Raw genomic sequence first — 25,509 nt, forward strand, 5'->3', positions numbered from 1 at the left:
TTCGCGGGAAAGGGCTGGGCATGGGATCGGTCCGGTCAGTCATCGAAGGAGAAGCGCCGCGCGAGCGCCATCAAGGCCGCCTCGAGCAGCAGTCCGACCAGGCCGATCACGAAGATCGCGATCAGGATGTGGCGCACGTTGAGGTTGTTCCACTCGTCCCAGACCCAGAAGCCGATGCCGACGCCGCCGGTCAGCATCTCGGCCGCGACGATCACCAGCCAGGCCGTGCCCACCGACAGCCGCACGCCGGTGAGCAGATAGGGCAGCACCGCCGGGAACAGGATGCGCGTGACCAGCTTCCACTCCGAGAGGCGCAGCACGCGCGCGACGTTGAGGTAGTCCTGCGGCACGCGCTGCACGCCGACCGCGGTGTTCACCACCATCGGCCAGATCGAGCAGATGAAGATGGTCCAGATCGCGGCCGGATTCGCGCTCTTGAACACCAGCAGCCCGATCGGCAGCCAGGCCAGCGGCGAGACCGGCTTGAGCAGGCTGATCAGCGGCGACAGCATGCGGCTCGCGAATTCGAAGCGCCCGATGATGAACCCCATCGGAATGCCGACCATCGCGGCGAGCCCGAACCCCAGTCCCACCCGCTGCAGCGAGTTCAGCACGTTCCAGCCGATGCCCTGGTCGTTGGGTCCATTGCGATAGAAGGGATGGGCGAACAGCTTGACCGCGGCCTGCCAGGTCTCGCCCGGCGTCGGGAACGCCCCGCCCTTGAGCGTCGCGACGAACCAGACCAGCCACAGCAGGCCGAGCCCGAGCGCCGGCGGCAGCAGGCGCATCCAGAGGGACTCGCGCGTCCCGCGCTCAACGGGCGGGCGGCTCATGCGCGGACCTTGAAGGCGTCGGCGTACTTCGCCGGATCCTTGCCGTCCCACACGATGCCGTCGAAGAGCTTCGCCGACCGCATCGGCTCCTTGGGCACGGACACGCCCAGCGCCGCCGCGGCCTGCCTGTAGAGCTCGACCTGGTTGACCTGGCGCGCGACGCCCAGGTAGTCGGGATGCTCCTTGATCAGGCCCCAGCGCTTGTGCTGCGTGAGGAACCACATGCCGTCGGACAGCCAGGGGAAGTTGACCTGGCCGTCGTTGAAGAACTTCATGTAGTTGGGATCGTCCCAGCTCCGGCCCAGGCCGTTCTGGTAGCGGCCCAGGATGCGCTGGTTGATCGCGTCCACGCTGGTGTTGACGTAGGCCTTGTCGGCGATCGTCTCGGCCATCTTCTGCTTGTTGGACAGGCTGGCATCGATCCAGCGGCCGGCCTCGAGCACCGCCATGATCACGGCCCGCGCCGTGTTGGGGTACTTCCTGACGAAGTCGCCGGTGGTGCCCAGCACCTTCTCCGGATGGTCCTTCCAGATGTCCTGCGTCGTGGCCGCGGTGATGCCGATGCCGTCGATGATCGCGCGGTGGTTCCAGGGCTCGCCGACGCAGAAGCCATCCATGTTGCCCACCCGCATGTTGGCCACCATCTGCGGCGGCGGCACGGTGATGACCTTGGCGTCCTTCATCGGGTTCACGCCCGCCGCGGCCAGCCAGTAGTAGAGCCACATCGCATGCGTGCCGGTCGGGAAGGTCTGCGCGAAGGTGTAGTCGCGCTGCTCCTTCTTCATCACGCGGGCCAGCGACGCCGCGTCGACGGCGCCCGCCTCGGCCAGCTTCTTCGACAGCGTGATCGCCTGCCCGTTGTTGTTGAGGGTCATCAGCACCGCCATGTCCTTCTTGGGACCGGCCACGCCGAGGTGCACGCCATAGACCAGGCCGTACAGGACATGCGCCATGTCCAGCTCGCCGTTGACGAGCTTGTCGCGCACCCCGGCCCAGGAGGCCTCCTTGGTGGGCACGATCCTGATGCCGTATTTCCGGTCGAAGCCCAGCGCCGCGGCCATCACCACCGACGCGCAGTCGGTGAGCGGGATGAAGCCGATGCGCACTTCCTCCTTCTCCGGCTTGTCCGAACCCGCGGCATAGGCCCCGCCGCCAGGCAGCGCGGACAAGCCGCCCAGCGCGGCGCCCGTGGCGAGCAGCTTGCGACGCTCAGCGCTCATCAGACCCTCCTTCGAACCGTGTTGCATTCAAGACCTCCACGACGCGGCCTGCGCGCCCTCCAATGAACCGACCAAAAGAAAAAGGCGCCACGATCGACCCGGCGCGGTGCGCGGGTGCGATCGGACGCCTTTGTCCGAACCTTTCTGGGGCGGCCCTCACGCCGTTGCGAGGGCTTGCCGTTCCAAACGCAGGAAGCGTGCCAGCGCCGTGCACGCGGTGTGCCCGCGGAAGCGGTTTCAAGGGGCGGCGCTCGCGTCCGGCGTCGACTACCTTCCGTGAAGCCGCCGTGAACGCCGCGGCAAGGGAGATCTCCATGCATCCATGTCCCCGTAACGCGCGGCCGCTGGCCGCCGCCGTGCTCGCCGTCGGCCTTTCCGGGCAGGCCTTGGCGCTGGAGATCACAAGCGGCAAGCAGGCCGCGATCTATCGGGACGGGGCGGCCACGCCGGTCGCCGGACCGATCAGCCGCTCCGGCACGCTCGCCTCGGGACAACTGGACTCGGCGAGCCTGACGGTCACGGACAACTCGTCGGGCTCACTCCTGGCCACGGCGACAGGCTGGAGCCGGGGGAGCCGGACCGGCCTGTCCAACTTCGCATCGGCCAGCGTGTTCCTCAACACCGTCGAGTTCGAGCGGTCGGCCTATGTCGAAGTGACCTCCTCGATCTCGTTGACGGATACCTTCGTCATCACCTGCCCGACCTGCGTCAACGGCACCGTCGCCTGGGCCGGTCTCTCCGTGGGCGGCAACATCGGCCAGTACATCTCGACCGGCGGTTTCAGTCCCTGGTCCGGACGGCCGGAAGGCGCCTACGAGACGACGGCGATGAACTACTACACCGCCAACGGCGCGACGAGCTCCGGCGTCCCACCCCCGCCCTGGGGCGAACCTCGCCAGGACCAGGCCGGCTCCTCGTACGTCATGTACGACATCCAGAGCAACGGCACCCATTCGGCCTGGGAAATCCGCGACGACGGCGCCTTCATGTTCCAGTTCGTGTATGGCGAGCCCGTCACCTTCGGCCTCCATCTGAGTTCCCGGGTGACGGCCGCAGTCGGATCCGGCACGAGCGGCCAGACCGACGCCTGGGCGCTCGCCATGTCCAACCAGATCGACAACATCACCTTCGGCGGCGTCTACGTCACCGACCTGGACAACAACCCGGTGGGAAACATCTCCGCGCTGAGTGCCGATGGCTACAACTACGCGCTGGCGGCCGCGGTCGTCCCCGAGCCCGGCACCTGGGCGCTGATGCTCGGTGGAGTGGCCGCGCTGGCGCTCATCGGGCGGCGCCGACGCGCTTGAAGCGACCCATGCAGCGGGCGCGCCGGCACGCACCGTCCTGTGGCGTCCACGCGCCGCGGCGGTGCATTCAGCTGCGCAGCAGTTCGTGCGCGTCGATGACGCGCTGCGCCACCTGCGCGATCGGCTCGCCGCGGTCCATGGCCAGCTTGCGCAGCCGCTGGTAGGCCTGCGCCTCGTCCAGGGCCTGCTCGCGCATCAGGATGCCCTTGGCCCTGTCGACGAGCTTGCGCGAGGCCAGTTGCGCCTGCGCGTGGCTGAGCTCCGTCCGCAAGGCGAGGTCCTGCTCGAAACGCGCGATCGCCATGTGAAGCACCGGTGCCAGGCGCTGCGCCTGCAGTCCCGCGACGACATAGGCGCTGACGCCCGCCTGGATCGCGCGGCGCATCGTGCCGCGGTCCTCGTCCTCGGCGAAGACGACCACCGGTCGCGGCATCTTCGCGGACAGCGTGGCGAGGTTCTCCAGCGTGTCGCGCGTCGGCGACTCGGCGTCGACGATCACGACGTCCGGCTGCAGGCGCAGCACGCAGTCGTGGATCAGGGGCGCCTGCTCGACGACGCCCACCACCTCGTATCCCTGACGCACGAGCTCGTCGCGGAGCAGGTCCACCCGATGCGCGCCGTCGTCGATGACGAGCACGCGCAGACCCGCCGGGGCGCGTGGCTCCGGGCTGGCGGCGGGGGCGGGCGGGCGATTCACACGAGCGCGGACCGCAAGTTCCGTGCCCCGCCAACGCACGCGGCATGCCTGAGGTCGTCCTTTCCAGGGGCGGCGGCGTCTCATCGCACCGGCTACTGTTGAAGCGGGCCGTCCCGCGTGCGGCTTCGAGGAGTCCGACATGCCGACATCCCATTCAGGGTCCGCGTTCGTTGCCGCCGCCACCCTCGCCGGCCTGATGGGGGCGCTTCCGGTGAGGGCGGCGGACTTCACCACCGGCTACAGCTACCAGTTGAGCGTCTCGGGCACGCCGGACCGGGCCGGCCAGCAAGGCGGGCCGGCCGCGGCGGGGCAACGCCTGCGGCTCGACGACTCGAGCGAGTTCCGCGACGGCGCCCTGTTCACGACCGCGGCCGTGCACGGCTGGAGCAGCGCCAGCAACGGCCACCTGCAGGCCGCCCTGCGCGCCGATGCCGCGGTGTCCACGCAGAGCGCGCTGCAAGGCGCCGGCATCCGCGCGGAAGTGACGAGCTCGCTGAGCGACACCCTGGTCGTCGGCTGCCCGACCTGCACCGCGGGCACGCTGGGCTGGATGAGCTTCCGCGTCTTTTATGACGCCGTCACCGACCGCTCCGGACGACTCGGCCAACCGCCCGGGGAATTCGGCCTCTACGCCGCCGACACCACATGGCGGGCCGACGCCCTCATCCAGGCGGACGGCGTGCCGCACCTGCCGCCCGATCCGACCGACCCGGTGCCACCGCCGCGGACCGACGTGGCTCACCTGGAGTACTTCCTGCTGGAAACCAACCGCAACGGCCACACGGGCATGTCCCAACCGCCGCGGGGGGGCCCCGGCATGCAGGACGTCTCGATCCAGTTCGTCTTCGGCCAGCCGATCCATCTCGATCTGGCGATCTCCGCCAGCGTCCTGACCGCCGTGACGAGCGACAACAGCAACACGCCCTTCACCGCCAGCGCCACCTCCTGGATCGATCTGTCCCGCAGCCTCTACTGGGACGGCGTCACCGGCGTGCAGGACGCCGACGGCAATCTGGTCGCCGGCTACACCGTCCTGGGCAACGGCGGCCTGGACTATCGGCAGTCGTTCGCCGCCGCCGCCGTCGTTGCCGAGCCCGGCACCTGGGCCCTCATGGCCGGCGGCCTGCTGCTGGTCGGTGTCGCGATCAGGCGCCGCGGCCCCGGCTCCGAGGGTTAACCCGCACGCATCGACAACCCCGCGCGCCACGGCGCGCGGCCTGCCGTCCGATTGCCCCACCCGGCAGACTTCTCCCGTTTACGTTAACGTCAATCGACCCCTAGAATCCGGCGCAGATTCCCGATCCAATCGGATCGCGAGCCCTCAACCAGAACAAGACCGTCCGCGGCCCGAGGCCGACGGCGCCGCGCTGGAGACTGCCGTCATGACCGAGATGTCCGCCGAGTACAAGGCCCTGGCCGAGTACCGCCCCACCCAGAAGGTCCGCTTCGTGACCGCCGCCAGCCTGTTCGACGGGCACGACGCGGCGATCAACATCATGCGGCGCATCCTGCAGAGCATGGGCGCGGAGGTCATCCACCTGGGGCACAACCGCTCGGTGGACGAGGTCGTGACCGCCGCGCTGCAGGAGGACGCGCAGGGCATCGCGGTCAGTTCCTACCAGGGCGGCCACGTCGAATACTTCAAGTACATGGTCGAGCTGCTGCGCCAGCGTGGCGGCGAGAGGATCCAGGTCTTCGGCGGCGGCGGCGGCGTGATCGTGCCGGCCGAGATCCGCGACCTGGCCGACCACGGCGTGCGCATCTTCAGCCCCGAGGACGGCCAGCGCATGGGCCTGATGGGCATGATCGGCGAGATGGTCATGCGCTGCGACCAGGACCTCAGCGCCGCCGCGCCCACGGCCATCGCCGCGCTGCAGGGCCATTCGGAAGCCGCCTGGCGCGCGCTCGCGCAGGCGGTCACCGCGCTGGAGAACGGCCGCGCCGACGCCGCCTTCACCCAGTCGCTGCGCGGCGCGGCGCGTGAGCTGCGCACGCCGGTGCTCGGCATCACCGGCACGGGCGGCGCCGGCAAGTCCTCGCTGACCGACGAACTCATCCGCCGCCTGCGCCTGGACCAGGACGACGCGCTGCGCATCGCGGTGATCTCGATCGACCCGTCGCGCCGCAAGAGCGGCGGCGCGCTGCTCGGCGACCGCATCCGCATGAACGCCATCGCGCCCTGGGCCGCGGGCCAGCGCGTGTACATGCGCTCGCTGGCGACGCGCGACTTCGGCTCCGAGATCTCCCAGGCGCTGCCCGACGTGATCGCCGCGGCCAAGGTCGCGGGCTTCGATCTCGTCATCGTCGAGACCTCCGGCATCGGCCAGGGGGACGCCGCGATCGTGCCGCACGTGGACGTGCCGATGTACGTGATGACGCCGGAGTTCGGCGCCGCCAGCCAGCTCGAGAAGATCGACATGCTGGACTTCGCGGAGTTCGTGGCGATCAACAAGTTCGACCGCAAGGGCGCGGCCGACGCCTGGCGCGACGTCGCCAAGCAGGTGCAGCGCAACAAGGAGGCCTGGGGCAGGAAGGCCGAGGACATGCCGGTCTTCGGCACGATGGCCAGCCGCTTCAACGACGACGGCGTCACCGCGCTGTACCAGGCGCTGAAGCCGCGTCTGGCGGAGCTGGGCCTGAGCCTGCAGGACGGCGTGGGCCGCCTGCCGGTCGCCGCGACGCGCTTCAGCACCCACCAGACACCGATCGTGCCGCCGGCGCGCGCGCGTTATCTGGCCGAGATCGGCGACACCGTCCGCGCCTACAAGAAGCGCGCCCGCGCGCAGGCGCGGCTGGCCCGCGAGATCCAGCAGCTCAGCGCCAGCGCCGCGATGCTGGGCCAGTCCGATGCGTCCGCGGACGTCGCCGCGCTCCAGGCGCTGGCCGCCTCGCGCCAGGCCCGGCTCGACGCCGACGCGCGCCAGCTGCTGGCGCAGTGGCCCGACATGCAGAAGGCCTACGCCGGCGACGAGTACGTCGTGAAGATCCGCGACAAGGAGATCCGCACCGCGCTGGTGTCGACCTCGCTGTCCGGCACCAAGATCCGCAAGGTCGCGCTGCCGCCGTACGAGGACCAGGGCGAGCTGCTGAAGTGGCTGATGCTGGAGAACGTGCCGGGCAGCTTCCCGTACACGGCCGGCGTGTTCGCGTTCAAGCGCGAGGGCGAGGACCCCACCCGCATGTTCGCCGGCGAGGGCGACGCCTTCCGCACCAACCGGCGCTTCAAGCTGGTCTCCGAGGGCATGCCGGCCAAGCGGCTGTCGACGGCCTTCGACTCGGTCACGCTCTACGGCGCCGATCCCGCGCCGCGGCCCGACATCTACGGCAAGGTCGGCAACTCCGGCGTCAGCATCGCGACGCTGGACGACATGAAGGTCCTGTACGACGGCTTCGACCTGTGCAACCCGACGACCTCGGTGTCGATGACGATCAACGGGCCGGCGCCCTCGATCCTGGCGATGTTCATGAACACCGCCATCGACCAGCAGCTGGCCCGGTTCAAGGCCGACAACGGCCGCGAGCCCACCGCCGACGAGGCCGCCAAGATCCGCGCCTGGGTGCTGGCCAACGTGCGCGGCACGGTGCAGGCCGACATCCTCAAGGAGGACCAGGGCCAGAACACCTGCATCTTCTCGACCGAGTTCTCGCTCAAGGTGATGGGCGACATCGCGCAGTACTTCGTCAACCACGACGTGCGCAACTTCTATTCGGTGTCCATCAGCGGCTACCACATCGCCGAGGCGGGCGCGAACCCGATCTCGCAGCTCGCGTTCACGCTGTCCAACGGCTTCACCTTCGTGGAGGCGTATCTGGCGCGCGGCATGCACATCGACGACTTCGCGCCCAACCTGAGCTTCTTCTTCAGCAACGGCATGGACCCGGAGTACACCGTGCTGGGCCGCGTGGCGCGCCGCATCTGGGCTGTGGCGATGCGCGACAAGTACGGCGCCAACGAGCGCAGCCAGAAGCTGAAGTACCACGTCCAGACCTCGGGCCGCTCGCTGCACGCGCAGGAGATCGCGTTCAACGACATCCGCACGACGCTGCAGGCGCTGATCGCGATCTACGACAACTGCAACTCGCTGCACACCAATGCCTATGACGAGGCGATCACCACGCCGACCGAGGAATCGGTGCGCCGCGCGATGGCGATCCAGCTGATCATCAATCGCGAATGGGGCCTGGCCAAGAACGAGAACCCGAGCCAGGGCGCCTTCATCATCGACGAGCTGACCGAGCTGGTCGAGGAGGCGGTGCTGACCGAGTTCGAGCGCATCGCCGAGCGCGGCGGCGTGCTGGGCGCGATGGAGACCGGCTACCAGCGCAGCAAGATCCAGGAGGAGTCGCTGCACTACGAGATGCTGAAGCACACCGGCGAGTACCCCATCATCGGCGTGAACACCTTCCGCAACCCGCATGGCGACCCGGTGCCCGAGCACATCGAGCTGGCGCGCTCGACCGAGGAGGAGAAGCAGGGCCAGCTGACGCGGCTGGGCGACTTCCACGCGCGCCATGCCGCCGAGGCGCCGGCGATGCTCAAGCGGCTGCAGCAGGCGGTGATCGACAACGGCAACGTCTTCGAGGTGCTGATGGACGCGGTGCGCGTGTGCTCGCTGGGGCAGATCACGGCGGCGCTGTTCGAGGTCGGCGGGCAGTACCGGCGCAGCATGTGACACGCGCGGCGGCGTGAAGGATCGCCGCACCTGTCCGGACCCGCGTCCCTCAGGCATGGGATACCGCGCGCAGTGGCACGCATCGTGCAATCGGCCTCAGGAATGTCCCACTGAAGACACCCCGGGAGACCGTCATGACCTTCCTGCGCCAGTTCACCACCGGCAAGCGCCTGTCGCTGGCCTTCGGGCTGATGCTGCTGCTGATCCTCGCCGTCTCGGCGCTGGGCATCACCGGCAGCGGCCGCGTCTTCGCCGAGCTCAAGACGCTCTATGAGGACCGCACCCTTCCGCTCAAGCAGATCGGCGACATCGACAGCCTGATGCTGCGCAACCGCCTCCTGGTGACCGAGATGATCCGCGACCCGGCGCAGTTGCCGGCGCTCGATCCGCAGCTGCAGGCCAACATCGCGACGATCACCGGGCTGTGGAAGGACTACATGGCCACCTCCCTCACCGACGAGGAGCGGCAGCTGGCCGCCGACTTCGCCGAGATCCGCGGCAACTATGTGAGGCAGGGCCTGCTGGCGGCGCGCGACGCGGTCCGCGGCGGCGACCTCGCCCGGGCGCAGGCCCTCTACGGTGAACGCATCACGACGCTCGGCGCCCAGGCCAAGACCGCGATCGACGCCCTCCTGGCGCTGCAGGTGCGCGTCGCCGACGAGTCCTACCGCTCCGCCGAGTCGACCGCGTCGTCCGTGCGCGCCTGGAGCCTGGCCGCCGCCGCCGCCGCGACGGTCCTCGCGCTGGCCGCCGGCCTCCTCACGACCCGCTCGATCACCGCGCCGATGCATGAAGCGGTGCAGTTCGCCGAGGCCGTCGCGCAAGGGGACCTGCGCACCCGCGATGCCACGGCTGGGCAGGACGAGGCCGCGCGGCTGATCGCCGCGCTCGGCGCGATGTCGGGCTCGCTGCGCGACATCGTCAGCCGCGTGCGCAACAGCAGCGAGAGCATTGCCACCGGCTCCAGCGAGATCGCCACCGGAAGCCTCGACCTGAGCCAGCGCACCGAAGAGCAGGCCAGCAGCCTGCAGCAGACGGCGGCATCGATGGAGGAGCTGTCGAGCACGGTGCAGAACAACGCCTCCACCGCCGGCCAGGCCGATCAGCTGGCGACGCGCGCCGCCGAGGCCGCCGGCCAGGGGGGCGGCGTGGTCCAGCAGGTGGTGCGCACGATGCAGGACATCAGCACCTCGTCGCGCCAGATCGCCGACATCATCGGCGTCATCGACGGCATCGCCTTCCAGACCAACATCCTGGCGCTCAATGCCGCGGTCGAGGCGGCCCGCGCCGGCGAGCAGGGCAAGGGCTTCGCGGTCGTCGCGTCGGAGGTGCGGGCGCTGGCGCAGCGCTCGGCCCAGGCGGCACGCGAGATCAAGGCGCTGATCGGCCGCAGCGTCGAACAGGTGCAGTCGGGCTCGGGGCTCGCGGACGAGGCCGGCTCGGCGATGCAGGGCATCGTCGAGCAGGTCCGGCAGGTGAGCACGCTGATTGGCGAGATCGCGTCCGCCAGCCACGAGCAGTCGCGCGGCATCCAGCAGATCGGGCAGGCGGTGACGCAGCTCGATCAGGTCACGCAGCAGAACGCCGCGCTGGTCGAGGAAAGCAGCGCCGCCGCCGACAGCCTGCAGCAGCAGGCCAAGGAGCTGGCCGAGCTGGTGCGCGTCTTCCGCCTGGCCTGAACGCCGGGTCCCCCGACCCGAGGGGCCCGGATGCTGCGCGCCTTGCCGCGTCCGGGGGGCCCTCCCATAATCGACCGCACCCTCGTCGACGGGAGTCCGCCGTGCTGCAGATGCTGAACCGAATGAAGATCACCACCCTGCTTCAGGTCGGCTTCGCGGCGGTGCTCGCGATGGCGGCCCTGATGACCGGCGTGGGCGTGCTGAAGCTGCGCGAGATGGTGCGGCTGGGCGAGCAGCTGGACACGCTCCAGCAGCGCCGGCTGATGGCGACGAACTGGCGGGCCGCGACCGAGCTCAACCTCAACCGGGTGCTGGCGCTGGCCAAGTCCGGCGGCCACGAAGGGCTGAGCGGCTACCTGTCGGGCGAGATGGCGCGCACCACCGAGCGCATCAACGGCCTGCAGGCCGAGCTCGAGAAGGTGATCGACGATCCCGAGCAGAAGGCGCAGTTGCCGGTGATCGCCGCCGAGCGCCAGCGCTACGTCGACCTGCGCAAGCGCGTGCTGGCGGCGCTCAAGGCCGATCCCGAGGCCGCCGGGAAGCAGGTGGACCAGGTGCTTGTCCCCGCCGCGACGGGCTACCTGGGCTCGGTCGAGAAGCTGGTGACGCTGATCGGCGAGGACACCGACGCCTTCGCGGCGCGCCAGCGGCAGCAGGCCAGCGAGGCCGCGACGCTGATGCTGGCGCTGACGGGGCTGGCGGTCGCGCTGGGGATCTTCATCGCGTGGCGGATCACGCACTCGGTGCGCGCGCCGATGGTGCGGGCCGGCGCGGTGGCGCAGACCATCGCCAGCGGCGACCTCAGCCAGGACATCGACATCGACCGCAGCGACGAGATCGGCGTGCTGCTGCGCGAGCTCAGCACGATGCAGGACTCGCTGCGGCGCATGGTGCGGCAGGTGCGGGACGGCACCGAGACGATCAACGTCGCGACGCGCGAGATCGCGACCGGCAACCACGACCTGTCGGCCCGCACCGAGGCCACCGCGTCGAACCTGCAGCAGACCGCCTCGTCGATGGAGGAGCTGACCGGCACCGTGGCGCACACGGCGAGCTCGGCGCAGCAGGCCAACGCGCTGGTGAGCGCGACCAGCGCCTCGGCCTCCAAGGGCGGCAGCGTCGTCGGCGAGGTCGTCCAGGTGATGCAGCAGATCGAGTCGAGCTCGCGGCGCATCAGCGACATCATCGGCGTCATCGATGGCATCGCCTTCCAGACCAACATCCTGGCGCTCAATGCGGCGGTGGAGGCGGCGCGCGCCGGAGAGCAGGGGCGCGGATTCGCCGTGGTCGCGGGCGAGGTGCGGGCGCTGGCGCAGCGCTCGGCGGGCGCCGCCAAGGAGATCAAGGCGCTGATCGGCGAGAGCGTCACCCGGGTGAACACCGGCACGCGGCTGGTGCAGCACGCGGGCGAGGCGATGGGCGAGATCGTGCAGGGCGTGCGCCGCGTGGCCGAGATCGTCGGCGAGATCGCGACGGCGGCGGCCGAGCAGAAGGACGGCATCGGCCAGGTCAACGTGGCGGTGCAGCGGCTCGACGAGATGACGCAGCAGAACGCGGCGCTGGTCGAGGAATCGGCCGCGGCGGCGGGGAGTCTGCAGTCGCAGGCGGAGCAGTTGAACGCGCTGGTCAGCGCCTTCCGGCTCGCGGCATGAGGGCCCGGCTCGGCGCGCTGCTGGCCGCGGCGATCGTGGCGGCCGTGGCGATGATGGCCGGTTGCGCGGGGTCTGCGGCAGTGGAGACCTCAGTCGGCCTCGATGGCGCGCAGGCGCTGATCCGCGACGCGGTCAGCCGCGGCGAGGTGAAGGGACTCGCGTTGGCGGTCATCGAGGCGGGAGAAATCCGGGCCGTGCACAGCTACGGCCATCGCAATGCCGATGGGCAGGCGCTGCAGACCGGCACCGTCATGTATGGCGCCTCGCTGACAAAGACGGTGTTCGCCTACACCGTGATGCAGCTGGTCGACGAGGGACTCGTCGACCTGGACGCATCGATCGCGACGCTGCTCGAACGGCCCCTGCCCGACTATCCCAGGAACACGGCCTACGGGCCCTGGCCTGACCTGCTCGGCGACGAACGCTGGCGCGCGTTGACGCCGCGGATCCTGCTGTCGCATCGCAGCGGGCTGGCCAACTTCGCCTTCCTGGAGCCGGATCGCAAGCTGCGCTTCCATTTCGATCCGGGGACGCGCTACGCGTACTCCGGCGAGGGGCTGATCCTGCTGCAGTTCGTGCTCGAGCAAGGACGGCTGAAGCTGGATCTCGGGAAGGAGATGCGGCGCCGGGTGTTCGACCGCTTCGGCATGACGATGACGGGCATGAAATGGCGCGCGGACTTCGCGGGCAACCTCGCGGACGGCGTGACCGAGGAGCGCCGCTGGCTCCCGCACGACGAGCGCAGCCGCGTGCGCGTGGCGGGGTCGATGGACACGACGATCGAGGACATGGCGCGCTTCGCCGCGGGACTCGCGCGCGGCGACGGGCTGTCGCCGAAGAGCCGCGCGGAGATGGTCCGCGCGCAGGCGCCGATCACGACGGCCTCGCAGTTCCCGTCATTCCAGGACGAGCTGCCGGCGGCGAAGAGACGGCCGGACCTGGCGGCCGGGCTGGGCGTCGTGGTCTTCGATGGCCCGCAGGGACATGCCTTCTTCAAGGGCGGACACGACGACCAGACGGGCAACACGATGGTCTGCATCGAACGCCGCCGCGCCTGCGTCGTGCTGCTGTCCAACGACGTGATGGCGGAGCGGCTCTATCCCGCCATCGTGCGACGCGTGCTCGGGGACACGGGCGCGCCGTGGACATGGGAGTATGGGGAAAAAGCCGCAGGCTGGCCTCGCTGAATCGGCACGGCTGGCCCCTGCCCCGTCCATCGTCTGGCGACAGGCGCCGCTCCCAATGAAGAAGGGCCACCCCAGGTGGCCCTCCTCTGCTCGGCGCGAACGCTGGTGCCCGTCAGGGAATCACCGCCAGGAACAGGAACACGATGAACACCACCATGTGCACGGCGCCCTGCAGCACCGTCGCGCGACCGCCGCCCAGCGTCAGTCCGCCGACGATGAAGGTCAGGAACAGCAGCACCATGCTCAGCGGCGTCAGTCCCAGCACCAGCGAGTGCGGGAACAGCGGTGACAGCACCGCCACCGTCGGGATCGTCAGGCCGATGCTCGCCAAGCCCGAGCCCAGCGCGAGATTCAGGCTGGTCTGCAGCCGGTTGTGCAGCGCCGCGCGCACCGCCGCCACCGTCTCCGGCAGCAGCACCAGCATCGCCACGATCACGCCGACCAGCGAGGGCGGCGCCCCGATCGCATGCACGCCGCGCTCGATCGTCGGCGCCAGCAGCTTGGCCAGGCCCACCACCCCCACCAGGCACACCAGCAGCAGCGCCAGGCTCACGCCCGCGACGCGCCAGCTCGGCGGCGCGGCATGGGTGTCCTGGTCATCGAGACCGGCCACCGGCAGGAAATAGTCGCGATGCCGCACCGCCTGCACGAACACGAAGGCGCCATACAGCACCAGCGACACGCCGCCCGCGAACAGCAGCTGCGCGGTGGTGAAGGTCGGCCCCGGCGAGCTCGTCGTGAAGGCCGGCAGCACCAGCGTCAGCACCGACAGCGCGGCCAGCACCGCGAGCGTCGGGCTGGTGCCTTCGACGCGGAAGGCCAGCTCCTGGTGCTTCCAGCCGCCGACCAGGATGCACAGGCCCAGCACGCCATTGCAGACGATCATGATCGCGGAGAACACCGTGTCGCGCGCCAGCGCATTGGTGGCCTCGCCGCCGGCGAGCATCAGCGACACGATCAGCGCCACCTCGATGATGGTGACCGCCACCGCGAGCACCAGCGAGCCGTAGGGCTCCCCGACGCGATGCGCGACCACCTCCGCGTGATGCACCGCCGCGAGCACCGCCGCGATCAGCAGCGCGCTGACCACCGCCAGCACCAGCGTCGAATTGCCGCCCGCCGTCAATCCCAGCAAGGCCAGGATCGCGGCCAGCGGCGCGAGAAGGGTCCAGATCGGCAGGGCCGCGGGCAGGCGGGCGAACAGGGAGGTCGAGGTCTTGGCGCGCATGGGGACCGAGCATAGACCACGATGGTCGAATGGCCGGGGAATCGCTAGGCTCGCGCCCATGCCCACCCTCGATCCCCGCGTCGACGCCTACATCGAGCGCGCCGCCCCGTTCGCGCAGGAGCTGCTGCGCCATTGGCGCGCGACCGTGCACGCGCACTGCCCCGAGGTCGTCGAGACCATCAAATGGGGCTTCCCCAACTTCACCTACCGCGACCGCATCCTGACCGGCATGGCCGCGTTCAAGGCGCACTGCTCGATCGGCTTCTGGCACGGCGAAGCGGCCGTCGGCGCGGACCACGCGAAGGGTGGCGCGATGGGCGACTTCGGCCGGCTCACCTCGGTCAAGGACCTGCCGCCCAAGGCCGAGCAGAAGGCCATCCTCAAGCGCGCGATGACCTTGATCGAGACCGGCGTGAAGGCCCGGCCCGCCCGTCCCTCGGCGCCCAGGCCGCCGCCCGAGACGCCGGATGATCTCGCCGCCGCGCTCAAGGCCAATGCGGCCGCGCGCAAGACCTTCGAGGCCTTCCCGCCGGGACAAAGGCGCGAGTACATCGACTGGATCGTCGAGGCCAGGAAGCCCGAGACGCGTGCCCGCCGCCTCGAGCAGGCCGTGGAATGGATGGCCGAAGGCAAGCGCCGGAACTGGAAGTACGAGAACTGCTGAGGCCGCCCGCCGGCTCCGTCAGAGCTTCGCCCCGCCCAGGTCCACGCCGCGAGGCCATTCGCTGTCGTGCACCTGCACGTTGTTGCGGCCGCCGTCCTTCGCGCGATAGAGCGCGCGATCGGCACGCATGAAGAGGTGGTCCGCGCTGACCTTGCCGCCGGGCTCCGCCACCGCGATGCCGGCCGAGACCGTCAGGCTGAAGGCCCGGCCGTCGCCGTCGCACAGGCTCAGCGTCGCCACCGCCTCGCGGATCTGGTCGACCAGCCGCATCGCCCCGACGCCATCCGTCGCGGGCAGGATCAGACCGAACTCCTCGCCGCCCCAGCGGCCCACCACGTCGGACCCGCGCAGGCGCGATCGCACCTCCGCGGCGAAGGCGCGCAGCGCGTCGTCGCCGGCGTGGTGACCGTGACAGTCGTTGACGTCCTTGAAGTGGTCCAGGTCGAGCAGCACGAAGGCCAGCGGCGTGCCTTCGCGGCGGCCGCGCTCGAGCTCATGGCGCAGCAGCGCGTCCGCCGTCATCCGGTTGAGGCAGCCGGTGAGGCCATCGGTGGAGGCCATCTCCTCCATGCGCCGCGCGATGCGCTCGAAATTCGCGAGCACGAAGCCGAAGCCCGCGCCGATCAGGCAGATGAAGCTGAACAGGAAGGTGAGCCCCTGGCCGAGGCTGCTCTGCATCAAGTTCTGGTACTCCTCGGGATGGGTGAGCGCATGGACGCTGCGCAGCACCAGGCTCGCCGCCGCGGCGACCAGCGTCACGCCGACGGCCCGCAGCGAGGACTCGCCGCGCCAGCCGGGTCCGGCCAGCACGAGGATGGAGGGGCACAGCAGCAGCGCGAAGACCAGCGAGATCGCGCTGGTGCGCAAGGCCAGCGGCCAGTTGAGCATCCAGGCGGTGAGGGCCCAGGCGGCCGCGGGCGCGCCCCACCACAGCCAGCGCGGCAGCGAGCGGCCCAGCACATGGCGGTGGATGGCCTCGTCGTAGAACACCAGGCCCAGCGCGATCAATCCGTTGCCCAGCAGCGCCGACACCCACACCGGGATGAAGACCCGAGCGGTCAGCATCGTGAAGCCGGCCAGCAGCGTCCACGAGCCCCAGGTCCACACCCCCAGGTCCAGGTAGCGCAGCCGGCTGCGCTGCGCGGCCCACAGCTGCACGCCGAGCATCGCGAACCCGCTCAGCAGCGCCAGCATCAGCGTGGGAATGTGGATGGACGCCATGGCGAGACAGTGTAGTGATCGGCGCCGCCGCGCCTACCCCCTGTCTCACACCGGCCGCGGCGTGAACGCCGCGTCAAGCCCGCTCAGCTGAGCCGCTCGATCAGCGCCATCGCCGCGGCGGGCGCGCGCTCCTTGGCGCCGCTGATGAAGAAGACGAACACGTCGCGCGGCTGCCTGGGCGGCGCGCGGTCGGCCTCGACCAGCGGCAGGCGATCCGGCTGCCCGCCCGACTGCCAGCGGCTCGCGCTCGCGGCGATGCCGTCGAGCTCGTCCTCCGTGACGCCGGTCACGAGCTCGGAGCGGGTCCGCATCACGCGGGTGTAGACGAAATCCGCGGTGACATCGGGGATGGGCGGATAGTCGTCCGATTCGGTGAAGACCACGCCGGCGCCGTGATCGCGCGCCATCGCGAGGAACTCGGGGCTGCGGAAGCTCTCGTGCCGGACGTCGAGCGCGTGCCGCAGCGCGACGCCGCCCGACTGCGCCGGCAGCAGCTTCAGGAAGGCGCCGAAATCGGCCGCGTCGAAGCGCTTGGTCGGCGCGAACTGCCAGACGATGGGGCCGAGCTTCGGGCCCAGTTCCGCGACGCCGCTGTCGATGAAGCGGGAGACCGACTCGCCGGCCTCGGCCAGCACGCGGCGGTTGGTCGTGAAGCGGTTGGCCTTGAGCGAGAAGACGAAGTCTTCGGGCGCCGTGTCGCGCCACTTGGCGAAGGTCGCCGGCTTGAAGGTCGAGTAGTAGGTGCCGTTGACCTCGATGGCGGTCAGCTTGCGGCTGGCGTATTCCAACTCGCGCGAGGCCGGCAGGTCCTTCGGATAGAAGGTCTCGCGCCAGGGTTCAAAGTTCCAGCCGCCGATGCCCACGTGGATCGAGGTGCTCATGTCGTCGTGTCCTCCATCAGTCGTTCGAGACGGGTCTGCCCGCGGCGCGTGACGCGCAGCGCGCGGCTGTCGGGATCGGGGTCGAGCCAGCCCTGCGCCAGCATCGCCTGCAGCCAGGCCGCGCCCAGCGCGCCGCCCAGGTGCGGGCGGCGCTCGCTCCAGTCCATGCAGGCGCAGGCCAGCCGGCGCCGGCGCGCGCCGGTGGCGGCCGCGACATCGACGCCAAGCGCGCGCAGCGCGTCCAGGCCCTCGCCGGTGAAGCGGTAGCCGCGGGTCTCCTCGGGATCGGGCGCCATCCAGTGGCGGCCCAGCGCGAGGTCGTGCAGCCGCACGCCCCAATGGCCGGCGAGGTGGTCGTAGCAGCGGCGCGCCTGGCGCAGCGCGGGCGGCGTGCTGGGCTCGAAGCGCGGCCTCGGCAGCCCGGCCAGGACCAGCATCGCCTCGAGCGCCTGGCCCACCTCGGGCCCGGCGAGCCGGTAGTAGCGGTGCTTGCCTTGGGCCATGCAGCCGACCAGTCCCTGTCCGAGCAGCTTGGCCAGATGCGCGCTGGCGGTCGAGGCGGCGACCTCGCCGACGGCGGCCAGCTCGGTGGCCGTGCGCGCGTGGCCGTCCATCAGGCAGCACAGCATGCGGGCGCGGACCGGCTCGGCCATGCTGGCCGCGATGTGGGCCAGCGCCTCGTCGGCGGTGGGGACGTCAATCATGTTTCGATGCTAAGCGAAGCGTTCCCGGCGATCCATCGCGAAGATCCCCACATGACCACCGAACCGGCCCCCACCATGAGCGCTTGTCCCTTCCATTCGCGGCAGGACGCCGCCGCGCCGGCGATGCCGCCGCTGCTCGATCCTGATCTGCGCATGCGGCCGCCCGGCGAGCCGCTTCCCGCGCCCCTGCGCGAGCACGGCGGCCCGCTGGCCGAGGTCTTCGCGCGCTGGCTGCGGCAGCGGGACGATGCCGCCCATGCGCCGGAGAAGGCCGCGCTGACGCGCGCGCTGCTGGCGCTGTCGGAGGACGACATCCGCGCGCATGCGCGGCGTCAGGCCGCGATCGCGATGCAAGGGGGCTGGGCCCACTGGCACTGGGCGGTGCCGGCGGCGACGGTCGCGAGCCTGCTGGGGCTCGTCATCGAGGGCGTCGACGCTCAGCGCCGCTTGCACCTGGGCCTGCGCGCGATGGCGGCGGGGCTGGGCGCGCAAGCCGATGGCGAGACCGTCCTCGCCGGGGGCGAGGCGGTCGCCGCGTTGCTGGATGGGCTCGACGATGCCGAGCGCCGGGCGCCCGACGCGCCGCTGCAATGGACGCTGCTGCGCCACGCCGCGCCGTCGCGCTGGACCGACCGCGTGGCGTTCACCGCCAACCGGCTGGGCCTGATCTGGCAGAGCCATGAGGCGGGCGCGGCGTTGCTCGGTCATGCGTTGCTCGAGATGCGGAGGTCGGGCCACGTGCCGGCGCGCGAGGATCTGCTGCGCCTGGCGCGTGAGGGCGGCGCCGTCCGGCTCACCCGGCGCTTCGACTGCCGCCAGACACCGCCGCTGCCGGTGACGGTGCCGCTGTCGGGCACGGATCATCCATTCGGTGAGGGGCCGCATCGCTGCCCCGGGCAAGGCCTGGCCCTGTCGAGCGCCCATGCGGCGCTGGTCTGGCTCGGTGAACAGGACGGCCTGCGCTGGCCGTCGCCCGCGGAGCCGCTGGCGTTGCCCAACATGGACATTCCCCAATTTCAAGACCAACCGGACGAGGAGTCCCGCCCATGATCGCCGTCATCTTCGAAGTCACGCCCAGCGCCGACGGGCGTGACCGCTACCTGGAACTCGCCGCCGAACTCAAGCCATTGCTGCAGGAGATCGACGGCTTCCTCAGCATCGAGCGGTTCCAGAGCCTGACCGATCCGACGAAGCTGCTGTCGCTCTCGTTCTGGCGCGACGAGGAGGCGGTGCGCGCATGGCGCCGCCTGGAGGCGCACCGCGCGGCGCAATCGGAAGGGCGCGGCGGCGTCTTCGCCGACTACCGGCTGCGCGTCGCGTCGGTGCTGCGCGACTACGGCATGACCGAGCGCGAGCAGGCGCCATCGGACAGCCGCGAACGGCATCGCGCCTGAGGCGCCCTTTCTCTTCTCTCCCCCTCGCCCGCTTGCGGGAGAACAGCCGTGTCCAGCGCTGCTGCCCTCCGAAGCACCCCCTCTCCCCTTCCCTCTCCCCCCTCGCGGGGGGCGAGGGAGTTCTTGCCGGCAGCGCTCGCTCGTTCCTACACCCTCGCCCCAGCGGGGAGAGGGAGGGGAGAGGGGGCTCGTGCCACAGCGCTGCTGCCCTTCGAAGCACCCCCTCTCCCCTGCCCTCTCCCCCCTCGCGGGGGGCGAGGGAGTTGGTCAGCAGCAGCGCTTGACACGGTTGCTCTCCCACTTCGCGGGAGAGGGTGTAAGAAAAACGCTGGCCGGTATTACCCCCTCGCCCGCTTGCGGGAGAGGGTAGGGGTGAGGGCCAGCGTCCGCCGCAGTAAGGCAACCCCGTAACGCCCGTAACGCGCCGCCAGTCCGGCGCTCATCGCGCGCAAGCCCATTTCATCGGACGATGCGCCTCGCATTCCGCCGCACGCTGACAATCGCGGCCGCCTCTCACAACACGGCCTCGAGGCCGGACCTCCCGCATGTCCTCCCCCGCCCTGCCCGCCTCGGTTCCCGCTCGCCTGCACGGCCTGGACGCGTTGCGCGCCGCCGCGATCCTGCTGGTCTTCGCCTATCACTACCAGGCCTTCGTCAGCGGCCGTCCCACCTTCGGCTGGCTGAGCCAGATCGGCTGGACGGGCGTCGACCTGTTCTTCGTCCTGAGCGGCTACCTGATCGCCAATCAGCTGATGAGCGGCTTCCAACGCGGCGGCCAGTTGTCGCTGCCGCGCTTCTACGGCCGCCGCCTGCTGCGCACGCTGCCCAACTTCTATGTCGTGCTGGCGCTGTACTGGCTCTTCCCGCAGGTCCTCGGCGGCCGCGAGCCGCCGCCGCTGTGGCGCTTCCTGACCTTCACGCAGAACATCGGGCTCACGCCGGGCACGGCGTTCTCGCATGCCTGGTCGCTGTGTGTCGAGGAGCAGTTCTACCTCGCGCTGCCGGCCGCGTTGATGCTCGGCGCGGCGCTGAAGCGCCATCGCCGCGCGCTCGCGTGGTCGCTGATCGGCGTGCTGACGCTCGCGGCGATCGCATGGCGCGACCACCTCTGGCGGCTGTACGGCACGCAGGATCCAACGATCGGCTACTACCCGCAGCTGTACTACGGCAGCCTCTCACGGCTCGACGAATTCCTGCCCGGCGTCGCGATCGCGCTGCTCAAGCATGGCCATCCCGCCGCGTGGACGGCGCTGATGCAGCGCGCGAGGACGCTGCTGGCGGTCGGCACCGTCGCGTGTCTCGGCATGCTGACCCTGATGCTGCACTTCTATTACGTCGACGACTACGGCTACGGTCATGCGATGAGCAGCTGGGGCTACAGCGCGTTGGCATGGAGCTTCGGCGCGATGGTGCTGGCGGCGCTCGCGCCGCGCGGACCGATGTCGCGGGTGGCGTGGCCCGGCGCGAACGCGCTCGCACGCTGGTCCTACGCGCTGTACCTCACGCACAAGCCGATCGCCTACGCGCTGGCCAAGCCGCTGACGGCGCTCGGCCTGGCCCGGACTTCGGGCGGGACCGCCGCGGTCATCGCCGCCGCCTGCCTGCTCGGCGGATGGCTGCTGTACCGGTTGGTGGAGCGGCCGTTCCTGGATCTGCGGGACCGCTGGATCCCGTCGCAATTCGACGCCGCGGCGCGTGCTACAACGGCGGCCCAAAGGAGCCCTCAGCATGCCTAGCGTCCGTCCGTCCCGCCGCCGTCTCGCGGCCCTGTCCTTCGCCACCGCCGCGCTCGCGCTCACTGCCTCCGCGTGCATGGGCGCGAGCGCCGATGAGATCGGCGATGTCAGCACGGTCTTCAAGTTCATCGGTCCGAACCACAAGATCGTCGTCGACGCGTACGACGATCCCGGCGTGCAGGGCGTGACCTGCTACGTCTCGCGCGCGAAGACCGGCGGGATCAAGGGCGGTCTCGGCCTGGCCGAGGACAAGTCGGAGGCCTCGATCGCCTGCCGCGCGGTGGGTCCGATCAGCTTCCCGAAGGCGCTGCCGAAGCAGGAGGAGGTGTTCTCGGAGCGCTCCTCGCTGGTATTCAAGCGGCTGCGCGTGGTCCGCATGGTCGACGCGAAGCGCAACACGCTGGTCTACCTCACCTACTCCGATCGCGTCATCGAGGGCTCGCCGCAGAACAGCGTCACCGCGGTGCCGGTGGATCGGGGGACGGTGATTCCGGTGAGGTGACGTCAGACGGTGGCGGCGGGCTGGCTGGCCGCCACGTGGAACCCCTCATCGATCCATCCCGTCATCCCGCCGATCATCAGCTTCACCGGCCGGCCCAGCCTCGCGAGCCGCACCGCGCCTCGATGCGCGCCGTTGCAATGCGGCCCGGCGCAATAGACGACGAACAGCGTGTCCATCGGATACGCGGCCATCTTCCCTTCGGTGATCTTCCCGTGCGGCAGGCTGATCGAGCCCGGCACATGGCCTCGCTCATGGAGCTCGTGGCTGCGGACATCGAGCAGCACGAAGTCCTGGACACCGCGCGCGAGCGCGTCGTGGACGTCCCAGCAATCGGTCTCGAAGGCGAAGGCCCGCTCGAAATGCGCGAGCGCCTGGTCGCTGGAGGCGGCGGGGATGGCGGAGACATGCGAACTCATCGGATTTCCTTCTCGTTGGTGTATCGATGGCCGTCAGTGTCCCGCCATGCCGCCTTCCCGGCGAGTGGCTGGAACGACGTTGATCGGTAACATTGCGCCATGCCGCGTTCGCCGTCCCCACCCTCGAAGCCGGTTCCCGCCGAGCCTCACCTCGTCGCGATCCTCGCCTATGACCGCCTCTGCATGTTCGAGTTCGGCTGCGCCGTCGAACTCTTCGCGCTCGAGCGTCCGGAGCTGGGCGTCACCTGGTATCGCCATGCCATCTGCGCGGTGGAGCCCGGTCCGCTGCGCGGCACCGGCGGCGTGCGCGTCCAGGCGCCGTACACGCTGGCGATGCTGCGTCGCGCCGGCACGATCGTCATCCCCGGCTGGCGCGACGCCGCCGAGCGCCCGCCCGAGCCCCTGCTGAAGGCCCTTCGCACCGCCCATGCGCGCGGCGCGCGCATCTGCACGATCTGTTCCGGCGTCTTCCTCCTCGCGCACGCGGGCTTGCTCGACGGCCGTCGCGCCACCACCCACTGGCGCTACGCCGAGCGCCTCGCGCGCGAGTTCCCCGCGATCGACGTCGATCCCTCCGCGCTCTACGTCGACGAAGGCGCGCTGATCACCTCGGCGGGATCCGCCGCGGGGCTGGACATGCTGATGCATCTCGTGCGCCGCGATCACGGCGCGCGCGTGGCCAACGCGGTGGCGCAGCGGCTCGTGATGTCGCCGCACCGCGAGGGCGGCCAGGCGCAGTTCGTGCCGCGGCCCATGCCGGCCGGCGAGACCAGCCCCATCGCGGTCCTGCAGGACTGGCTGCGCGCCCATCCCCGTGAGGCGCACACGATCGGCTCGATGGCGCGCCGCGCGTCGATGAGCGCCCGCACCCTGCAGCGCCGCTTCAAGGAGGCCACCGGCCTGGCGCCGCTCGAATGGCTGACCCGCGAGCGCGTCGCCATCGCCAAGGAACTGCTCGAGACGCGCGAGGCGCTCGACATCGAACGCGTCGCGGACCTCGCGGGCCTGGGCTCCCCGGAGTCGATGCGCCGGCACTTCCGGCTGCTGGGCTTGCCGGCGCCCTCGCGCTATCGCCGGCAGTTCGGGTAGCGCGGCGCCAGGTTCAGCGGAACACCACGCAGGCCGCGCCCGGCATCGCGATGAAGCGGCCGTCGAAGCGCGGCATGCCGCCCTCGCCGTCGAGGCGGAACACGCAGACCTGATGGCTGCGCTGCAGGCTGACCCACAGCTCGCGCCCATCCGGACCGAGGGTCGCGCCGCGCGGGTAGCTGCCCTGCGCCCACACCTCGCCACGCCACGACGGCCGCCCCGCTGCGTCGAGATCGAAGACCGCGATCGCGTCATGCAGGCGGTTCAGCGCGAACAGCCGCCGGCCGTCCGGAGCGATCTGCAGGTCCGACGCGTAGCTCAGCCCGTCGAAGCCGGCCGGCAAGCTGCTGACGCGCAGCCGATGGGTCAGGCGCCCCGCGGCGTCCAGGCCCAGCCAGTCGAGCGCGTTCGCGGCCTCGCTCAGCAGATAGAGCTGCCCCGCCTCCAACGGGTGGAAGACGAAGTGCCGCGGCCCGCTGCCCAGCGGCAGCGGCAGGCCCTCCAGCTCGATCGGCATCGGCGCGCCTTCATCGATGCGCCACACGCGCAGCAGGTCCTGGCCCAGGTCGGTGGCCAGCATCAGCGGCCATCGCGGGTGCCGGCGCACCATGTGCGCATGCGGCTGCGCACCAGCCCGGGGAGCGATCGACCGGTCCGGCGCCCTCAGCGCGCCGTCGCCCTCCAGCAGCGCGCGTCGCACGCTGCCATCGCCGTAATGCGCGATCCATGCCTCGCGCGCGCGTTCGTCGAGGACCAGGTGCACCGGCAGCGCGCCGCCCGTCGCCACGCGCGACAGCAGCGTGAGCGCCCCATCCGCGGGATCGACCGCGAAGCTCGCGAGCTCGTGACTGTCCTCGAGCAGCACGTGCAGCCGCCGTCCTCCGTCGGCCAGATGCAGCCAGGTCGGGCTGCCTTCGAGCGGCGCGGCCAGGCGCGCCCGCACGCGGCCGTCACCCTCCCGCGCCAGCGCGTGAACGCCGCCGCACTGCGGGGCGTATCCGCCGGCATAGGCGAATGGCACGCCCAGCGGGCGCGCCTCGGCGGACGGGTGGGCGGTCGTCAGGCTCATGGGGCCGCGACTTTACGTGCACGGCCGCATCGGGGCCACAATGGCCGGTCGTGACCAGCTCACGCCCGCCTCGGCGGCGGGCGCCGCGCGTATGCATTTCGACGTCCCCACGCTGTTCAGCCTGATGCTGATCCAGTCCCTGGCGCTGGCGTTGCTGCTGCCCTTGCTGCTGGGCTGGTGCGACAGCGTCGCCGCGCGCCGCGCCCAGCTCGGTGCCGCCGCGCAGGCCGCCGGCTGGGCCCTGCTGCTGCTCCCGCCCGACGGCCTGCGCCTGACCTCGACGATCGCGCTGGGCCTGCTCAGCGTCAGCGTCACGCTGCTGTGGATGGCCGCCGACCGCTGGCTGCCGGGACGCCTGGGCCGCACCGTCCAGTACGGCATGCCGCTGCTGGTGATGGTCGGCTACGGCGCCGGCTGGGACAACTACGCGCTGCGGCTGGCCTGGTCCAACGGCTGCATCGGCCTGCAGATGCTGGCCCTGGCCGCCTGCCTGCTGCAGCCGGTCAGGCGCGGCCCCTTCGGCAACCTGCGCTGGCGCCTGCTGTTCACCGTCAGCCTGGGGATGCTGGCGCTGCTGAACCTGGCGCGCGGCTACCTGGCCGCCTTCGACACCGCCCACCTGCCCAGCTTCGACGCCCAGCATCCGCTCAACATGGCCTTCGCCGTGATGGCCAATGTCTGCGTGCTGGCCGCCGCGATCGCCATCCTCGTGGCCTGGCGCGGCGAGAGCGAGGCCGAGCTGCGCCGCCTGACCCAGGTCGACACCGCCACCGGCCTGGCCAACCGGCGCGCATTCCAGCAGCGCTCGGTGGACATGATCTCGATGGCGCGCCGCTACAGCGAGCCGCTGATGCTGCTCGTGATGGACCTGGATGGCTGCAAGGCGATCAACATGACGCACGGCGAGGACAAGGGCGACCAGGCGATCGCGCTGTTCGGACGCTGCCTCGACGAGCAGAAGCGCCTGGGCGATGTCGTGGCCCGCATCGACGGCCAGCGCTTCGCCGTGATGATGGCGCGCTCCGACCTGGTCGGTCCGCCGGCGCTCGACCGCCGCGTGCGCGAGGCGCTGCTCGAGCTGGCGCCGCGCGAGCTCGGCTTCACGCTGGGCTATTCCGCGGGCTGGGCCAAGCTGCGCAATGGCGATCGCAACATCGAGGACCTGCTGCACCGCGCCGAGGCCGCCCTCTACGCCGCCAAGCGCCAGGGCAAGGGCCGGCTGTGCGCCGAGCCGGGGCTGGAGGCGGAACTCAGCGTCGCCGTGCCGGCCTGAGCGGCGCCGCGCGCGGCAATCGCCCGGCCGAGACGCGCGAGGGCCGGGCTGGCATGACGTTTGCGTCAGGGTTTTCCAGGTCCC

Annotated in this window: 22 protein-coding genes; 13 read left to right on the forward strand and 9 right to left on the reverse strand. The window is 70.7% G+C overall.

Going from position 1 to position 25,509, the window contains the following annotated elements; all coding sequences use genetic code 11:
* Positions 1–35: 35 nt before the first annotated feature.
* Complete coding sequence (ntrB, locus tag ACEN96_RS25890; RefSeq protein ID WP_495585887.1) at positions 36–833, reverse strand: nitrate ABC transporter permease; 798 nt, start codon at positions 831–833, stop codon at positions 36–38.
* A complete protein-coding gene (locus tag ACEN96_RS25895) occupies positions 830–2,053 on the reverse strand; it encodes a CmpA/NrtA family ABC transporter substrate-binding protein (RefSeq protein ID WP_495585888.1) in 1,224 nt (407 codons plus the stop codon). The genes ntrB and ACEN96_RS25895 overlap by 4 nt, the downstream gene beginning before the upstream one ends.
* A 314-nt stretch (positions 2,054–2,367) precedes the next feature.
* On the opposite strand from ACEN96_RS25895, the gene ACEN96_RS25900 reads away from it, so the two are divergent.
* Positions 2,368–3,360 carry a PEP-CTERM sorting domain-containing protein gene (locus tag ACEN96_RS25900; RefSeq protein ID WP_495585889.1) on the forward strand — a complete coding sequence of 331 codons (993 nt, stop codon included), beginning with the start codon at positions 2,368–2,370 and terminating at the stop codon, positions 3,358–3,360.
* Positions 3,361–3,427: 67 nt separating this feature from the next.
* On the opposite strand, the gene ACEN96_RS25905 is transcribed toward ACEN96_RS25900, so the two are convergent.
* Complete coding sequence (locus tag ACEN96_RS25905) at positions 3,428–4,057, reverse strand: ANTAR domain-containing response regulator (protein ID WP_495585890.1); 630 nt, start codon at positions 4,055–4,057, stop codon at positions 3,428–3,430.
* 139 nt (positions 4,058–4,196) lie between these two features.
* On the opposite strand from ACEN96_RS25905, the gene ACEN96_RS25910 reads away from it, so the two are divergent.
* From ACEN96_RS25910 to ACEN96_RS25930, 5 genes are all read left to right on the forward strand, one after another.
* A complete protein-coding gene (locus tag ACEN96_RS25910; RefSeq protein WP_495585891.1) occupies positions 4,197–5,234 on the forward strand; it encodes a hypothetical protein in 1,038 nt (345 codons plus the stop codon).
* Positions 5,235–5,439: 205 nt separating this feature from the next.
* A complete protein-coding gene (gene icmF / locus ACEN96_RS25915) occupies positions 5,440–8,730 on the forward strand; it encodes a fused isobutyryl-CoA mutase/GTPase IcmF (protein ID WP_495585892.1) in 3,291 nt (1,096 codons plus the stop codon).
* Between the two features lie 134 nt (positions 8,731–8,864).
* Positions 8,865–10,409 (forward strand): methyl-accepting chemotaxis protein, encoded by a 1,545-nt coding sequence (locus ACEN96_RS25920; RefSeq protein ID WP_495585893.1) that lies wholly within the window; start codon positions 8,865–8,867, stop codon positions 10,407–10,409.
* A gap of 122 nt (positions 10,410–10,531) precedes the next feature.
* A complete protein-coding gene (locus ACEN96_RS25925) occupies positions 10,532–12,061 on the forward strand; it encodes a methyl-accepting chemotaxis protein (protein WP_495585894.1) in 1,530 nt (509 codons plus the stop codon).
* Positions 12,058–13,248, forward strand: a complete 1,191-nt coding sequence (locus ACEN96_RS25930) for a serine hydrolase domain-containing protein (RefSeq protein ID WP_495585895.1) — start codon at positions 12,058–12,060, stop codon at positions 13,246–13,248. The genes ACEN96_RS25925 and ACEN96_RS25930 overlap by 4 nt, the downstream gene beginning before the upstream one ends.
* Positions 13,249–13,360: 112 nt before the next feature.
* Here ACEN96_RS25930 and ACEN96_RS25935 read toward each other — a convergent pair whose 3' ends face one another.
* Positions 13,361–14,476 (reverse strand): calcium:cation antiporter, encoded by a 1,116-nt coding sequence (locus ACEN96_RS25935; RefSeq protein ID WP_495585896.1) that lies wholly within the window; start codon positions 14,474–14,476, stop codon positions 13,361–13,363.
* Positions 14,477–14,534: 58 nt separating this feature from the next.
* Here ACEN96_RS25935 and ACEN96_RS25940 point away from each other — a divergent pair, with 58 nt between their 5' ends.
* Positions 14,535–15,140 carry a YdeI/OmpD-associated family protein gene (locus ACEN96_RS25940; RefSeq protein ID WP_495585897.1) on the forward strand — a complete coding sequence of 202 codons (606 nt, stop codon included), beginning with the start codon at positions 14,535–14,537 and terminating at the stop codon, positions 15,138–15,140.
* An 18-nt stretch (positions 15,141–15,158) separates the two neighbouring features.
* Here the strand turns inward: ACEN96_RS25940 and ACEN96_RS25945 are convergent, their stop codons facing one another.
* The 3 genes from ACEN96_RS25945 to ACEN96_RS25955 all read right to left on the reverse strand — a co-directional run bounded on the left by ACEN96_RS25945 (position 15,159) and on the right by ACEN96_RS25955 (position 17,943).
* Positions 15,159–16,361, reverse strand: a complete 1,203-nt coding sequence (locus ACEN96_RS25945; RefSeq protein WP_495585898.1) for a GGDEF domain-containing protein — start codon at positions 16,359–16,361, stop codon at positions 15,159–15,161.
* 83 nt (positions 16,362–16,444) lie between these two features.
* The gene (locus ACEN96_RS25950; RefSeq protein WP_495585899.1) at positions 16,445–17,242 is read right to left on the reverse strand and encodes a DUF72 domain-containing protein; all 798 of its coding nucleotides are present in this window, start codon (positions 17,240–17,242) and stop codon (positions 16,445–16,447) included.
* Positions 17,239–17,943, reverse strand: a complete 705-nt coding sequence (locus ACEN96_RS25955; RefSeq protein WP_495588689.1) for an ArsR/SmtB family transcription factor — start codon at positions 17,941–17,943, stop codon at positions 17,239–17,241. Before ACEN96_RS25955 ends, ACEN96_RS25950 begins: the two co-directional genes overlap by 4 nt.
* Positions 17,944–18,021: 78 nt before the next feature.
* On the opposite strand from ACEN96_RS25955, the gene ACEN96_RS25960 reads away from it, so the two are divergent.
* The 4 genes from ACEN96_RS25960 to ACEN96_RS25975 all read left to right on the forward strand — a co-directional run bounded on the left by ACEN96_RS25960 (position 18,022) and on the right by ACEN96_RS25975 (position 21,578).
* Complete coding sequence (locus ACEN96_RS25960; protein WP_495585900.1) at positions 18,022–18,996, forward strand: cytochrome P450 family protein; 975 nt, start codon at positions 18,022–18,024, stop codon at positions 18,994–18,996.
* On the forward strand, positions 18,993–19,340 hold the full coding sequence (locus ACEN96_RS25965) for an antibiotic biosynthesis monooxygenase family protein (protein WP_495585901.1): 348 nt from the start codon (positions 18,993–18,995) through the stop codon (positions 19,338–19,340). The genes ACEN96_RS25960 and ACEN96_RS25965 overlap by 4 nt, the downstream gene beginning before the upstream one ends.
* A 545-nt stretch (positions 19,341–19,885) precedes the next feature.
* Complete coding sequence (locus tag ACEN96_RS25970) at positions 19,886–21,076, forward strand: acyltransferase family protein (RefSeq protein WP_495585902.1); 1,191 nt, start codon at positions 19,886–19,888, stop codon at positions 21,074–21,076.
* Positions 21,069–21,578: a CreA family protein gene (locus ACEN96_RS25975; protein ID WP_495585903.1), complete on the forward strand. Its 510-nt coding sequence runs from the start codon at positions 21,069–21,071 to the stop codon at positions 21,576–21,578. Before ACEN96_RS25970 ends, ACEN96_RS25975 begins: the two co-directional genes overlap by 8 nt.
* Before the next feature lie 2 nt (positions 21,579–21,580).
* Here the strand turns inward: ACEN96_RS25975 and ACEN96_RS25980 are convergent, their stop codons facing one another.
* Positions 21,581–21,994: a rhodanese-like domain-containing protein gene (locus tag ACEN96_RS25980; RefSeq protein WP_495585904.1), complete on the reverse strand. Its 414-nt coding sequence runs from the start codon at positions 21,992–21,994 to the stop codon at positions 21,581–21,583.
* Positions 21,995–22,093: 99 nt separating this feature from the next.
* On the opposite strand from ACEN96_RS25980, the gene ftrA reads away from it, so the two are divergent.
* Positions 22,094–23,083, forward strand: coding sequence for a transcriptional regulator FtrA (gene ftrA, locus ACEN96_RS25985; RefSeq protein WP_495585905.1), 990 nt, complete (start codon positions 22,094–22,096; stop codon positions 23,081–23,083).
* Between the two features lie 13 nt (positions 23,084–23,096).
* On the opposite strand, the gene ACEN96_RS25990 is transcribed toward ftrA, so the two are convergent.
* A complete protein-coding gene (locus ACEN96_RS25990) occupies positions 23,097–24,152 on the reverse strand; it encodes a lactonase family protein (RefSeq protein ID WP_495585906.1) in 1,056 nt (351 codons plus the stop codon).
* A 40-nt stretch (positions 24,153–24,192) separates the two neighbouring features.
* On the opposite strand from ACEN96_RS25990, the gene ACEN96_RS25995 reads away from it, so the two are divergent.
* A complete protein-coding gene (locus ACEN96_RS25995; RefSeq protein ID WP_495585907.1) occupies positions 24,193–25,425 on the forward strand; it encodes a GGDEF domain-containing protein in 1,233 nt (410 codons plus the stop codon).
* Positions 25,426–25,509 lie beyond the last annotated feature (84 nt).

It is taken from the genome of Roseateles sp. Mitsp63 (genome assembly GCF_059491535.1).